The sequence below is a fragment of the Variovorax frigidus genome, from assembly GCF_051216515.1.
Lineage (GTDB): Bacteria > Pseudomonadota > Gammaproteobacteria > Burkholderiales > Burkholderiaceae_C > Variovorax.
In genome coordinates this window covers 619,133-632,323 of record NZ_JBPJZF010000002.1, presented here as the reverse complement: position 1 = coordinate 632,323, position 13,191 = coordinate 619,133, and the positions used below count along the sequence as shown (strand labels likewise).

The window sequence follows — 13,191 nt, the reverse complement described above, 5'->3', positions numbered from 1 at the left end:
CCAGGGCCGGGCCGCCACGGCGAGAATGCTGACCCTGCCATGGCCATTTCCTCCCTGCCTCCTCTCGCCGAACGGCTGCGTCCCAAGACCCTGGCCGAGGTGATCGGCCAGCAGCATCTGCTGGGCCCGGGCATGCCGCTGCGCATCGCCTTCGAATCCGGCCAGCCGCATTCCTGCATCCTCTGGGGCCCGCCCGGCACCGGCAAGACCACCATTGCGCGCCTGATGGCGGATGCCTTCGACGCCCAGTTCCTGAGCATCAGCGCGGTGCTCGGCGGCGTGAAGGACATCCGCGAGGCGGTCGAGCGTGCCACCGTGGCGCGCGACGGCCTGGAGCAGCGCCGCACCATCGTCTTCGTCGACGAGGTGCACCGCTTCAACAAGAGCCAGCAGGACGCCTTCCTGCCGCATGTGGAGTCGGGCCTGTTCACCTTCATCGGTGCCACGACCGAGAACCCTTCCTTCGAGGTCAACTCGGCGCTGCTGTCTCGGGCGGCCGTGTATGTGCTGCAGTCGCTCGAAGAGCAAGACCTGAAACAGATCGTTGCCAAGGCCCAGGCCATCGACGCGGTGCCGGCGATCGAGGAGAACGCCATCGACCGTCTCGTGGCCTATGCCGACGGCGACGCGCGCCGGCTGCTCAACACGCTCGAGACGCTGGCGGTCGCCGCGGGTGCGGAGAAGCTCGCGCAGATCACCGACGAGTGGCTGCTGCGTGTGCTCGGCGAGCGCATGCGTCGTTACGACAAGGGCGGCGAACAGTTCTACGACACCATCAGCGCGCTGCACAAGTCGGTGCGCGGCAGCGATCCCGATGCCGCGCTGTATTGGTTCGTCCGGATGCTCGACGGTGGTGCCGACCCGCGCTACATGGCGCGCCGTCTGGTGCGGATGGCGAGCGAGGACATCGGTCTGGCCGACCCACGTGCGCTGCGTCTGGCGCTCGATGCGGCCGAGGTCTACGAGCGGCTGGGCACGCCCGAAGGCGAGCTGGCACTGGCCGAGTGCGTGATCTACCTCGCGGTGGCGCCCAAGTCCAACGCGGTCTACAAGGCCTACAACGAGGTCAAGGCCTTCATCAAGAAGGACGGCACCCGGCCGGTGCCCATGCACCTGCGCAATGCGCCGACCAAGCTCATGAAGGAGCTCGACTACGGCAAGGGCTACCGCTACGCGCACGACGAGGAAGACGGCTTCGCCGCGGGCGAAACCTACCTGCCCGACGGCATGGCAGCGCCCGGCTTCTACCGCCCGGTAGAGCGCGGGCTGGAAATCCGCATCGCGGAGAAGTTGCGCAACCTGCAGAGGCGCAACACCGACGCCGACAGCTGAGCGCCGCACCTCCCGCGGGGCGCAAAACGCGCCAATGATCTTTGTGAACACCCCGAAGTCAATGGGTAAAGCACCGGGCACAGGGGCGTCGATTCGGTTCAAACCCGTGACTACAATCCGGCCAAACCCGTCGGGCGCTGCCTGTTGGCGGGTTTTTTGCTAGAGGAAGCCACGGGACCCATCCGGGGTCACCGTGAAGCGAAAGCACCGTTCAAAGGTGCCATCACATAGGGTTGCTCGTTATGGAAATATTGCTGCAGCAGATCATCAACGGTCTGGTCCTCGGCAGCATGTATGCCTTGATAGCCCTGGGCTACACCATGGTGTACGGCATCATCAACCTGATCAACTTTGCGCATGGCGAAGTCCTGATGGTCGGCGCGCTGACCAGCTGGACCATCATCGGCATGATGCGGGAGTCGATGCCATGGCTCCCCGGTTGGCTCATGCTGCTGATCGCGCTGATCATCGCCTGCGTGGTGGCCGCCACGCTCAACTTCGTGATCGAGAAGGTGGCCTACCGGCCCCTGCGCAACAGCCCCAAGCTGGCGCCGCTGATCACCGCCATCGGCATGTCGATCCTGCTGCAGACGCTGGCCATGATCATCTGGCGTCCCACCAACAAGGCCTATCCGACGCTGCTGCCCAGCGAGTCGATCGTCGTGGCCGGGGCGTCCATCTCGCCCACGCAGATCATGATCCTGGTCGTGACCGCGGTCTCGCTCGCGATCCTGACCTGGGTGGTGAACTACACCAAGCTGGGCCGCGCGATGCGGGCCACGGCCGAGAATCCGCGCGTCGCCGCGCTGATGGGCATCCGGCCCGACATGGTGATCTCGGCGACCTTCATCATCGGCGCCGTGCTGGCGGCCATCGCCGGCGTGATGTACGCCTCCAACTACGGCATCGCGCAGCACGCCATGGGCTTCGGCCCGGGCCTCAAGGCCTTCACGGCCGCGGTCTTCGGCGGCATCGGCAACCTGGCCGGCGCGGTGGTCGGCGGCATCCTGCTGGGCCTGATCGAGGCCATCGGCGCGGGCTACCTGGGCACCGTCACCGGCGGCGTGCTGGGCAGCCAGCACAGCGACATCTTTGCTTTCGTCATCCTGATCCTGACGCTGACCGTGCGGCCCTCGGGCCTGCTGGGCGAGCGCGTGGCGGACCGAGCCTGAGGAACAGCCATCATGAAAAGCAAGAACCTCATCGTCTTCCTCTTCGCGGCGATCGCGCTGCTGGCGCTGCCGCTGCTGCTGCAGACACAGGGCAATGCCTGGGTGCGCATCGTCGACGTCGCGCTGCTGTACGTGCTGCTGGCGCTGGGCCTGAACATCGTCGTCGGCTATGCCGGCCTGCTCGACCTGGGCTACGTGGCCTTCTTCGCCATCGGGGCGTACCTCTACGCGTTGATGGGCTCGCCGCACCTGACCGAGACCTTCCCGGCCTTCAAGGCGATGTTCCCGAACGGGCTGCACACCTCGCTGCTGATCGTGATTCCGTTGGCGCTCGGGCTGGCGGGCGTGTTCGGCGTGCTGCTGGGCGCCCCGACGCTGCGGCTGCGCGGTGACTACCTGGCGATCGTCACGCTCGGCTTCGGCGAGATCATCCGCGTGTTTCTCAACACGCTCGACCATCCGTACAACGTCACCAACGGTCCCAAGGGCCTCGATGCGATCGACCCGGTGCATTTCTGGGGGCTGAACCTCGGCAAGCCCCTGAAGCTGGGCGACTACACGATCTCCTCGGTATCGCTCTACTACTACCTGTTCCTGGCGCTGGTGATCCTCACGGTGATCATTTCGCACCGGCTGCAGTTCTCGCGCGTCGGCCGGGCCTGGATGGCGATCCGCGAGGACGAGATCGCTGCCAAGGCCATGGGCATCAACACCCGCAATCTCAAGCTGCTGGCCTTCGGCATGGGCGCGAGTTTCGGCGGCATGTCGGGCGCGATGTTCGCGGCCTTCCAGAGCTTCGTGTCGCCCGAGTCCTTCAGCCTGATGGAGTCGGTGATGATCGTCGCGATGGTGGTGCTGGGCGGCATCGGCCACCTGCCGGGCGTGATCCTGGGCGCGGTGCTGCTGGCCGCGCTGCCGGAGGTGCTGCGCTACGTGGCCGGCCCGCTGCAGGCCATGACCGACGGCCGGCTCGACGCGTCGATCCTGCGCCAGCTCTTCATCGCGCTGGCCATGATCGTCATCATGCTGGTGCGCCCGCGCGGCCTCTGGCCGTCGCCCGACCATGGCAAGTCGCTCAAGCGCAAGGGCAGCGATGCCACGCCGGCCACGCCGATCGAGGCCCCGGGCGTCGACAGCCCGGCCGATGCGGTGCCCGGTTCGCCGTCGCGCCCGATGTCGATCAATCCTTGAGATGGCAGGAAACCCGAAATGACTGAAACCATCCTCGAGGTCCGCGGCATCTCCAAGCGCTTCGGCGGCCTGCAGGCGCTGTCCGATGTGGGCATCAAGATCCAGCGCGGCCAGGTCTACGGCCTGATCGGCCCGAACGGCGCCGGCAAGACCACCTTCTTCAACGTGATCACCGGGCTCTACACGCCCGACAGCGGGACCTTCGAGCTGGCCGGCAAGCCCTACCAGCCTTCGGCGGTGCACGAGGTGGCCAAGGCCGGGATCGCGCGCACTTTCCAGAACATCCGGCTGTTCGCCGACATGACCGCGCTGGAGAACGTGATGGTCGGGCGCCACGTGCGCACCCATTCGGGCGTGATCGGCGCGATCCTGCGCACCTCGGGCTTCAAGGCCGAGGAGGCCGCCATCGCGCACCGCGCGCAGGAACTGCTCGACTACGTGGGCATCGGCAAGTTCGCCGACTACAAGGCGCGCACGCTCAGCTACGGCGACCAGCGCCGGCTAGAGATCGCACGCGCCCTGGCGACCGACCCGCAGCTCATCGCGCTCGACGAACCGGCCGCGGGCATGAACGCCACCGAGAAGGTCATGCTGCGCGAACTCATCAGCCGCATCCGCAAGGACAACCGCACCATCCTCTTGATCGAGCACGACGTGAAGCTGGTGATGGGCCTGTGCGACCGGCTCACCGTGCTCGACTACGGCAAGCAGATCGCCGAGGGCACGCCGGCCGAAGTGCAGAAGAACGAAAAGGTGATCGAGGCCTACCTCGGCACCGGAGGCCATTGATCGATGGCTCGCCCCCAGGTCGCGCTCACTGCGTGTAGCGCTCCGCACCCCCTGCCGGGGGCAATACCAGCGGCCCGGCAAAGCCGGTTCCGCGGTATTCCTGAAACAGACATGACGCTGGAAGCCAAGTGATGAACGAAACGATTTCTCCGTTGGTGGTGCCGGCCACCGCCAAGCCCGCGGGCAAGGTGCTTCTGAAGGTCAGCGGCCTCAAGGTGGCGTATGGCGGCATCCAGGCCGTGAAGGGCGTGGACTTCGAGGTGCACGAGGGCGAGCTGGTCTCGCTCATCGGCTCCAACGGCGCCGGCAAGACCACCACCATGAAGGCCATCACGGCCACGCTGCCCTTCCTCGACGGCGACATCGAATTCCTGGGCCGCAGCATCAAGGGCCGCGGCGCCTGGGATCTGGTGGGCGAGGGCCTGGTGATGGTGCCCGAAGGCCGCGGCGTGTTCACGCGCATGACGATCACCGAGAACCTGCAGATCGGCGCCTACATCCGCGACGACAAGGGCGGCATCGCCGCCGACATCGAACGCATGTTCACGATCTTCCCGCGGCTGCGCGAACGCAAGGACCAGCTGGCCGGCACCATGTCGGGCGGCGAGCAGCAGATGCTCGCCATGGGCCGCGCGCTGATGGCGCGCCCCAAGGTGCTGCTGCTCGACGAGCCCTCGATGGGCCTGTCGCCCATCATGGTCGACAAGATCTTCGAGGTGGTGAAGAACGTCTACGACCAGGGCGTGACCGTGCTGCTGGTCGAGCAGAACGCGAGCCGCGCGCTGCAGATCGCCGACCGCGGCTACGTGATGGAGTCGGGCCTGATCACCATGAGCGGCGACGCCAAGATCATGCTCGACGACCCCAAAGTCCGCGCCGCCTACCTCGGTGAGTAGATGTTGCTCGCCCCCAGGTCGCGCTCACTTCGTGTAGCGCTCCCACCCCCTACCGGGGGCGGCACCGGCGGCCTGGCAAAGCCAGTTCCGCGGTGAGAAGATGGCTCGCCCCCAGGCTTCGCGCACTTCGTGTCGCTTCGCCAACCCCCTACCGGGGGCAACACCAGCTGCCCGGCAAAGCCGGTTCCGCGGTGTTTCACAAAAGCGCTCGCTCAGTCGACCTTGGCGCCTGTGGCCTTGACGACCTTCTCGTACTTCGCCAGCTCGCTCTTCATGAACGCCCCGAACTGCTCGGGCGTGTTCGACACCGGCTCGGCCAGCAGGTTGGAGAAGCGGGTCTTGGTCTCGGGCGAGTTCAGCGCGGCGACGAAGGCCTGGTTGAGCTTGGCCAGCACGTCGTGCGGCGTGCCGGCCGGGGCCACCAGGCCCCACCAGGTGTCGATCGCGAAGCCCGGCAGCGTGGCCGCCACCGCGGGCACGCCGGGCAGCGAAGGGCTGGGCTGCGCGGTTGTCACGGCGATGGCCTTGAGCTTGCCCGAGCGGATGTTCGGCGCCGCGGTCGCGAGGTTGTCGAAGTTGAAGTCGACCTGGCCCGACAGCAGGGCCAATTGCGCCGGGTTGCCGCCGTTGTAGGGGATGTGCACCGCAAAGATGCCGGCCTGCTGCTTGAACATCTCGCCGGCCAGATGGCCCGCGCTGCCGTTGCCGCCGCTGCCGTAGTTGAGCTTGCCGGGGTTGGCCTTGGCGTAGGCGATCAGTTCGGGCACGGTGTGGATCTTCAGGCGCTGCGCGGTGTCGGCGTTCATCACCAGCACGTTGGGCACGCGCACCATCTGCGTGACGGGCGCGAAGTCGGTCGCCGCGTTGAAGGGCATCTTGCTGTAGAGCCAGGGGTTCACCGCGTTCGTGGCGGTGGCGGCGATGCCGATCGTCAGACCGTCCGGCGCGGCCTTGGCCACCGCGTCGGCGCCGATGTTGCCGCCCGCGCCGGGCTTGTTGTCGATGATCACCGTGCCCAGCGAGTCCTTGACGCGCTCGGCCAGCACGCGCGCCGTGACGTCGATCGGGCCGCCGGCGGCATACGGGACGATCAGGCGGATCGGGCGCTGCTGCGCACCCGCGTGGAAGGCGCTCAGCGCGGCGGCGCCGGCGAGCAGGGTGCACAGGAAATGTCGGGTGTTCATGGTGTCGGTTGTCCTTGTCTCGGGTCGATGCGAGTGCGCGGCCCGGCTCAGGGCTGGGCCTTGTCGGCTTCGGTGGTGAAGGCGTCGGCGAAGAATTCTTCTTCCGGCAACGCGGCCTGGGCCACGTAGTCGCGCTTGGCCGAATCGACCACGATCGGCGCGCCGCAGGCATAGACCTGGTGGCCCGACAGATCGGGGAAGTCCTCCAGCACCGCGCGGTGGACGAAGCCGGTGCGGCCGGTCCAGTTGTCCTCGGGCACGGCATTCGACACCACCGGCACGTAGCGCAGATGCGGCATGGCCGCGGCCTGCTCGCGGATCCAGGCGTCCATGTAGAGGTCTTCGGGCCGGCGGCCGCCCCAGTACAGCGTGGCGGGCCGTTCGATGCCCTTGTGCTGCATGTGTTCGATCAGCGCCTTGATCGGCGCGAAGCCGGTGCCCGAGGCCAGCAGCACGATCGGCTTGTCCGAATCCTCGCGCAGGAAGAAGCTGCCATAGGGCCCTTCGATGCGAAGGATTTCCTTTTCCTTCATGGCGCCGAACACGTGGTCGGTGAACTTGCCGCCGGGCAGATGGCGGATGTGCAGCTCGATGCCGGTGCCGGGCACGGCCAGCGTGTGCGGCGCGTTGGCCATCGAGTAGCTGCGCCGCGCGCCGTCGCGCAGGATGAACTCGACGTACTGGCCCGCGTGGAACTGCATCGGCTCACCGGCCGGCAATTGCAGGCGCACCAGCATCACGTCGTGCGACTGCTTGCCCAGCGACAGCACGCGCGAGGGCATCTTGCGGATCGGGAAGGCGCCGGCTTCGGTCACCTGGCGCGACTCGAGCATCACGTCGCTGGTCGGCCGGGCACAGCAGGTCAGCACGAAGCCGGCCAGCTCCTCCTCGGCGCTCAGCGCCTTGCTCTGGTGCGGGCCGTGCGTGACCTCGCCCGAGAGCTTGCGGCACTTGCAGGAGCCACAGGCGCCGTCCTTGCAGCCATAGGGCAGGCCGATGCCCTGGCGGATGCCGGCCGCAAGGATGGTTTCGTCGCTCTGGGCCACGAACTGGCGTCCACTGGGCTCGACGGTGATCTGGAAGCCGGTATCGTGCGGCGATGCGCTGGTCATGGGTATTCTTGGAGCTCGTCTCTACGCGGAAGCCCGGATTTTGCCCTCAATCAACAACCCTCCCGGCGCGCTGCCTGCGCGCTTCCGCCGACAACGCATCCTGATCGTCGGTTGTGGCGACGTCGGGCTGCGTGCCGCGGCCCTGCTGCGCGGCCGCGTCCAGCTGATCGCGCTGACCTCTTCGGCCGAGCGCGTGCCCGCGCTGCGGGCCGCCGGCGTGCGCCCGCTGGTGGCCGATCTGGACGCGCCGCAGGGCCTGCGCCGGCTGGCCGGCCTGGGCACGCGGGTGCTGCATCTGGCGCCGCCGCCGACCACTTCGGGCACGCGCGATCCGCGCACCCTGGCGCTGATGCGCGCGCTGCGCCTGCGCGCGCTGCCCGATGCGCTGGTCTACGGCTCGACCAGCGGCGTCTATGGCGACTGCGGCGGGGCGCGCATCGACGAGACCCGTGCGCTGCGGCCCGGCACCGCGCGCGCCCAGCGCCGCGTCGATGCCGAGCGTTCGGTGCGCTGGCTCGGCCGCGCGGGCGTGGCCACGCGCATCCTGCGCATCCCGGGCATCTATGCGCCCGACCGGGTCGGCGGCACGCCGCACGAGCGGCTGCAGAAGGGCACGCCGGTGCTGCGCAGCGAGGACGACGTCTACACCAACCACATCCATGCCGACGACCTGGCGCGCATCTGCGTGGCCGCCCTGTGGCGCGGCGGCACGCAGCGGGCCTTCCATGCCAGCGACGACACCGAACTGAAGATGGGCGACTACTTCGACCTGGCGGCCGACCTCTACGGCCTGCCGCGCCCGCCGCGCATCGCGCGCGAGGCCGCCCGGGAACAGCTGCCGGCCTCGCTGCTGAGCTTCATGGGCGAATCGCGGCGGCTGGACAACAGCCGGTTGCGGCGCGAACTGAAGGTGCGCCTGCGCCATGCGATGGTGGCCACCGGACTGCGGCCCGATTCTTGAATGTGGCACCCATAATCGCTGGCGGACGTCTTTCACCCACAACAGCGTTAGAACCCTGATGCCCACCACCCAGCTTTCCGTCTACTTCTTCCTGCAGGTGGCTGTCATCATCACCGTCTGCCAACTGGTGGGCCGGCTGGCGCAGAAGCTGGGCCAGCCGCAGGTGGTGGGCGAGATGATCGCCGGGGTGGCGCTCGGCCCCTCGCTGCTCGGGCTGGCCTTTCCCGAACTGCAGCGCGCGCTGTTTCCCAAGGAGACGCTGGGCATGCTCTACGTCGGCGGGCAGCTGGGCGTGGGCATGTACATGTTCCTGGTCGGCACCGAGTTCCGGGCCGACCATTTCAAAAGCCGATTCCGCAGTGCCGCGTCGGTGTCGGCCGCGGGCATCCTTGTGCCCTTCGTGCTGGCCTTCGCGCTGATTCCCTGGCTGCTGACCATCCCGGGCCTGTTCGCGGCCAAGGCGAAGCCGCTCGAGGCGGCGCTGTTCCTGGGCGCCGCGATCGCCATCACCGCCTTCCCGATGCTCGCGCGCATCATCCACGAGCGCGGGCTGGCCGGCACCTCGCTGGGCACCTTGGCGCTCACGGCCGGTGCGGTCGACGATGCGGCCGCCTGGTGCATCCTGGCCATCGTGCTCGCGAGTTTCGGCGGTGCCTGGGGCGGCGCCTATGCCGCGATCGGCGGCGGCGTGCTGTATGCGCTCTTCATGATCTTCGTGGGCTCGCGCCTGCTCAAGCGCCTGGCCGCCCATGTGCGGCCCGATGCACCGCTGAGTTCGACCGTGCTCGCCACGGTGCTGGTGCTGTTCGCGCTGAGCGCCTTCGCGATGGACGCGATCGGCATCCATGCGGTCTTCGGTGGTTTCCTGCTGGGCGTCGTGCTGCCGCGCGGCGCGCTGACCGAGAAGCTGCGCGCGCAATTGCAGCCCTTCGTCGTGATCTTCCTGCTGCCGATGTTCTTCACGTACTCCGGCCTCAACACCCGCATGGCGGTGCTGATGGAGCCGGGCATTCTGGTGGCCGCCGCGGCGATCCTGGCCGCCTCGTTCTGCGGCAAGGGCCTGGCCTGCTGGGCCGCGGCGCGTGTCTCGGGCGAGAACAACCGCGACGCCATGGCCATCGGCGCCCTCATGAACGCGCGCGGGCTGATGGAGCTCATCATCATCAACATCGGCCTGCAGGCCGGCGTGATCCTGCCGGGCCTGTTCTCGATCCTGGTGCTGATGGCGATCCTCAGCACGCTCATGGCCACCCCGATATTCAACTGGGTCACGCGCGTTCGCCGGCCGCCGCTGGCCGATCGCGCGCCGGTCTGAAGCCTCCGAAAGAAGACATGTCTCTCTCGACCGATTTCGAATCCATGTTCGACGTGGCGCCGGTGTCGCTATGGCTGGAGGACTACAGTGGGCTGAGGCAGCTGTTCGATCGCTGGCGCGCCGAGGGCGTCGAGGATCTGGCCGCCTACCTGAAGGCCGACCCGCAGCGCGTCGGCGCCTGCATGGCGGCGCTCAAGGTGCTGCGCGTGAACGAGACCACGCTGCGGGTGTTCGCCGCCGCCGACCAGGAGGAGCTGCTGGCCAACCTCGGCCGGGTCTTCCGCGGCGACATGGCCGACGGCGTGATCTACGAGCTCGAGCAGCTGTGGCGCGGCGAACTGCTGGTCGAGAACCAGACCGTCAACTACGCGCTCGACGGCCGCCGGCTCGACGTGCAGCTGCGCGTGCGCGTGCTGCCGGGCCACGAGCACACCTGGGACCGGGTGCTGGTCTCGCTCGACGACATCACGGCGCGCGTGACCGCGGAGCGCGAACGCGCTCAGAGCTCGCAGTATGCGAGCGGCCTGTTCGATCATTCGCCGGTGTCGCTGTGGGTGGAGGACTTCAGCGCGGTGAAGCGACTGCTCGACGACATCCGCGCGCGCGGCATCACCGACTTCAACACCTTCCTCAAGGTGCACCCCGAGTTCGTCACGCGCTGCATGCAGGAGATCCGCGTCATCGACGTCAACCGCGAGACGCTGCGCATGTTCGGCGCCGACAGCCGGAAGACGCTGCTGGAGAACATCCCGCGCGTGTTCCGCGACGAGATGCAGGACTCCTTCGCCGAACAGCTGCAGGACCTCTGGGCCGGCAAGACGCTGCAGCACCGCGAGGTGATCAACTACTCGCTCAACGGCGAACTGATCAACATCCACATGCAGTTCAGCGTGCTCGAGGACCACCTCGCCGAATGGGATCTGGTGCTGGTCTCGCTGATGGACATCACGGCACGCAAGAAGGCCGAGGCCTATCTCGAGTACCTCGGCAAGCACGACGTGCTCACGAGTTTGCGCAACCGCACCTTCTACACAGAGGAGCTCAACCGCCTGACGCGCAAGGGCCCGTGGCCGGTGTCGGTGCTGTCGATCGACCTCAACGGCTTGAAGCAGGTCAACGACGAGTCCGGCCATGCGGCCGGCGATGCCCTGCTGCGCCGCGTCGGCGAGGTGCTGGGCAAGGCGGTGGAGGCGCCGGCCTGGCCGGCACGCGTCGGCGGCGACGAGTTCGCGGTGCTGCTGCCGGCCACCGACGAGCGCGGCGCGCAGGTGACCTGCGAACGCATCCTGTCCATGGTCGACCTCAACAACCAGTTCTATGCGGGGCGCAGCGGCCATTCGCTGAGCCTGGCGATCGGCATGGCGACCTGCGCGTTCGGCGACACGCTCGAAAGCGCATTGCTGCGCGCCGACCAGGCGATGTACCGGGCCAAGGCGGTGCACTACGATGCGCATGGTGTGGAACGTCGTCGTTGAAATGCAGCCTGCACTTCTGCATCGGTTCGAGTCAACAATCAGCCCTGTCCGTCGTCCCACTGTTTTGATTTTTTCCTCTTCTCTGCCGCACCTCGTGTCTCTGCCATGCCCACCCGTCTGCTTGCCGGCCATCTGAAGATCTGCGACGGGCAGGTCCTCTGGGCGGACGAAGACGCACACGAATTGCTGGGCTATCCGCAGGGTTCGCTCACCGACCTGCCTTTCTCCGACCTGCATGGATTGCAGCACGGCGAGGAAAGCGCCTTGTCCGCCGAATTGCTCGTGCCGGCACGCGGCGTGGCAGAGGCGCGCCATTTCGTGCTGCACACGCACGAGGGCGGCAGCCTGGTGGTCGACATGCGCGGCGAGCGCATGGACGATCGTTGCGTGCTCTGGAGCTTCGGTCCGGCGAGCCGCAGCGTGCGGTCCCAGCGACTCGATCTGCTGGCGCGCCACGACGCGCTGACCCGGCTGCCCAACCGCATTCCGCAGATCGAGGAATTGCGCCAGCGCCTGCACCTCGACGACGGCCACCTGCTGGCCGTGTGCTATCTGGACATCGACCGCTTTCGCGACATCAACGACCAGTTTGGCCCGATGGGCGGCGACACGATCCTGCGCGAGGTGGCACGCCGGCTCAAGGCCGCGTTGCCGCACGACGCCATCGTGGCGCGCGTGGGTGGCGACGAATTCGCGCTGGTCGTGGCGCTCGGCAGCCGGCTGCAATGCGAAGACCTGATCCAGCAGGTGCTGGCGCGGCTGGCGCATCCGTACCGGCTGCAGAACCGTTCGGCCCGGCTGCAGGCCAGCGTCGGCGTGGCACTCATGGCCGACACCGAGCAACCCACCGAGGTCATGCTCCAGCATGCGCAGCATGCGGTCTTCTTCGCCAAACGCGCCGGCGGCGGCCAGCTGCATTTCTTCGATGCCGGCCAGGCGCTGGACGAGCAGGAGGGCCTGGAGCTGCGGCGCGAGATCGTCGAAGGCGTCGCCCGCAACGAATTCTGGCTGGCCTACCAGCCCAAGGTGGACATGCGCTGCGGCCGCGTGATCGGCTTCGAGGGGCTGATCCGCTGGCAGCACCCGAAGCACGGCGCGCTGCAGCCGGCCGATTTCATTCCGCTGGTCGAGGACCACGAACTCATCGAGCAACTGGGTGACTGGGCCATCGGCGAGGCGCTGCGCCAGGCCGCCGAATGGCAGGTGGCGGGCGTCAACACCTCGGTCAGCGTCAACATCAGTCCGCGCCACATGCAGCGGCCCGACTTCATCGAACGGCTGGCCGAGCATCTGGCGCGCCATCCGCAACTGCACCCCGGTGTGCTGGAGCTCGAAATCCTCGAGACCACCGCGATCAAGGACTTCGCCACCGTGGCGGTCTTCATCGAGGCCTGCAAGGTGCTGGGGGTGCCGGTCGCGATGGACGATTTCGGCACCGGCTATTCGTCGCTCACCTACCTGCGCCGCCTGCCGGTCGCGGCGCTCAAGCTCGACCAGTCCTTCGTCAACGGCGTGATCGACAACGCCGAGGACCAGGCCATCGTCAGGGGCATCCTGCTGCTGGCGCGCGGCCTGGGGCGCAAGGCCATCGCCGAGGGCGTGGAGTCGGTGGCCCACGGCCGCGCCCTGATGGCGCTGGGTTGCACGCTGGGCCAGGGCTACGGCATTGCCAAGCCGATGGCGCCGGCGCTGGTGCCGGCCTGGATCGCCGACTACGAGCGCGCGCCGCTCTGGGGCCGCGCGCCCGACTGCGCCTGAGCGGGC

The 13,191-nt window shown here is 67.8% G+C and carries 11 protein-coding genes; 9 read left to right on the top strand and 2 right to left on the bottom strand.

Annotated features, from left to right (window positions below; all coding sequences use genetic code 11):
- Positions 1-39 precede the first annotated feature (39 nt).
- From ACSFBC_RS08190 to ACSFBC_RS08170, 5 genes are all read left to right on the top strand, one after another.
- Complete coding sequence (locus tag ACSFBC_RS08190; RefSeq protein ID WP_435509806.1) at positions 40-1,332, top strand: replication-associated recombination protein A; 1,293 nt, start codon at positions 40-42, stop codon at positions 1,330-1,332.
- A gap of 242 nt (positions 1,333-1,574) precedes the next feature.
- Positions 1,575-2,504 (top strand): branched-chain amino acid ABC transporter permease, encoded by a 930-nt coding sequence (locus tag ACSFBC_RS08185; RefSeq protein WP_183024582.1) that lies wholly within the window; start codon positions 1,575-1,577, stop codon positions 2,502-2,504.
- A gap of 12 nt (positions 2,505-2,516) precedes the next feature.
- The gene (locus ACSFBC_RS08180; RefSeq protein WP_435509805.1) at positions 2,517-3,695 is read left to right on the top strand and encodes a branched-chain amino acid ABC transporter permease; all 1,179 of its coding nucleotides are present in this window, start codon (positions 2,517-2,519) and stop codon (positions 3,693-3,695) included.
- Positions 3,696-3,713: 18 nt separating this feature from the next.
- Positions 3,714-4,484, top strand: a complete 771-nt coding sequence (locus ACSFBC_RS08175) for an ABC transporter ATP-binding protein (protein ID WP_435509804.1) — start codon at positions 3,714-3,716, stop codon at positions 4,482-4,484.
- Positions 4,485-4,615: 131 nt separating this feature from the next.
- Entirely contained in the window at positions 4,616-5,380 is a 765-nt protein-coding gene (locus tag ACSFBC_RS08170; protein WP_435509803.1) for an ABC transporter ATP-binding protein, read from the top strand.
- Between the two features lie 212 nt (positions 5,381-5,592).
- On the opposite strand, the gene ACSFBC_RS08165 is transcribed toward ACSFBC_RS08170, so the two are convergent.
- Both ACSFBC_RS08165 and ACSFBC_RS08160 read right to left on the bottom strand, forming a co-directional pair.
- Positions 5,593-6,564, bottom strand: a complete 972-nt coding sequence (locus ACSFBC_RS08165) for a Bug family tripartite tricarboxylate transporter substrate binding protein (RefSeq protein ID WP_435509802.1) — start codon at positions 6,562-6,564, stop codon at positions 5,593-5,595.
- A gap of 47 nt (positions 6,565-6,611) precedes the next feature.
- Positions 6,612-7,676 carry a CDP-6-deoxy-delta-3,4-glucoseen reductase gene (locus tag ACSFBC_RS08160; RefSeq protein ID WP_435509801.1) on the bottom strand — a complete coding sequence of 355 codons (1,065 nt, stop codon included), beginning with the start codon at positions 7,674-7,676 and terminating at the stop codon, positions 6,612-6,614.
- A gap of 40 nt (positions 7,677-7,716) precedes the next feature.
- On the opposite strand from ACSFBC_RS08160, the gene ACSFBC_RS08155 reads away from it, so the two are divergent.
- The 4 genes from ACSFBC_RS08155 to ACSFBC_RS08140 all read left to right on the top strand — a co-directional run bounded on the left by ACSFBC_RS08155 (position 7,717) and on the right by ACSFBC_RS08140 (position 13,185).
- Entirely contained in the window at positions 7,717-8,637 is a 921-nt protein-coding gene (locus tag ACSFBC_RS08155; protein WP_435509800.1) for an SDR family oxidoreductase, read from the top strand.
- A gap of 58 nt (positions 8,638-8,695) precedes the next feature.
- Positions 8,696-9,952: a cation:proton antiporter gene (locus ACSFBC_RS08150; protein ID WP_435509799.1), complete on the top strand. Its 1,257-nt coding sequence runs from the start codon at positions 8,696-8,698 to the stop codon at positions 9,950-9,952.
- A 17-nt stretch (positions 9,953-9,969) separates the two neighbouring features.
- Complete coding sequence (locus ACSFBC_RS08145; RefSeq protein WP_435509798.1) at positions 9,970-11,427, top strand: sensor domain-containing diguanylate cyclase; 1,458 nt, start codon at positions 9,970-9,972, stop codon at positions 11,425-11,427.
- Between the two features lie 105 nt (positions 11,428-11,532).
- Complete coding sequence (locus ACSFBC_RS08140) at positions 11,533-13,185, top strand: putative bifunctional diguanylate cyclase/phosphodiesterase (RefSeq protein ID WP_435509797.1); 1,653 nt, start codon at positions 11,533-11,535, stop codon at positions 13,183-13,185.
- Positions 13,186-13,191: the final 6 nt, after the last annotated feature.

Coding starts and splice junctions, on each gene's coding strand:
- ACSFBC_RS08170 (WP_435509803.1), top strand. CDS start 4,616: ATGAACGAAACGATTTCTCCGTTGGTGGTGCCGGCCACCGCCAAGCCC.
- ACSFBC_RS08185 (WP_183024582.1), top strand. CDS start 1,575: ATGGAAATATTGCTGCAGCAGATCATCAACGGTCTGGTCCTCGGCAGC.
- ACSFBC_RS08190 (WP_435509806.1), top strand. CDS start 40: ATGGCCATTTCCTCCCTGCCTCCTCTCGCCGAACGGCTGCGTCCCAAG.
- ACSFBC_RS08150 (WP_435509799.1), top strand. CDS start 8,696: ATGCCCACCACCCAGCTTTCCGTCTACTTCTTCCTGCAGGTGGCTGTC.
- ACSFBC_RS08175 (WP_435509804.1), top strand. CDS start 3,714: ATGACTGAAACCATCCTCGAGGTCCGCGGCATCTCCAAGCGCTTCGGC.
- ACSFBC_RS08145 (WP_435509798.1), top strand. CDS start 9,970: ATGTCTCTCTCGACCGATTTCGAATCCATGTTCGACGTGGCGCCGGTG.
- ACSFBC_RS08140 (WP_435509797.1), top strand. CDS start 11,533: ATGCCCACCCGTCTGCTTGCCGGCCATCTGAAGATCTGCGACGGGCAG.
- ACSFBC_RS08160 (WP_435509801.1), bottom strand. CDS start 7,676: ATGACCAGCGCATCGCCGCACGATACCGGCTTCCAGATCACCGTCGAG.
- ACSFBC_RS08165 (WP_435509802.1), bottom strand. CDS start 6,564: ATGAACACCCGACATTTCCTGTGCACCCTGCTCGCCGGCGCCGCCGCG.
- ACSFBC_RS08180 (WP_435509805.1), top strand. CDS start 2,517: ATGAAAAGCAAGAACCTCATCGTCTTCCTCTTCGCGGCGATCGCGCTG.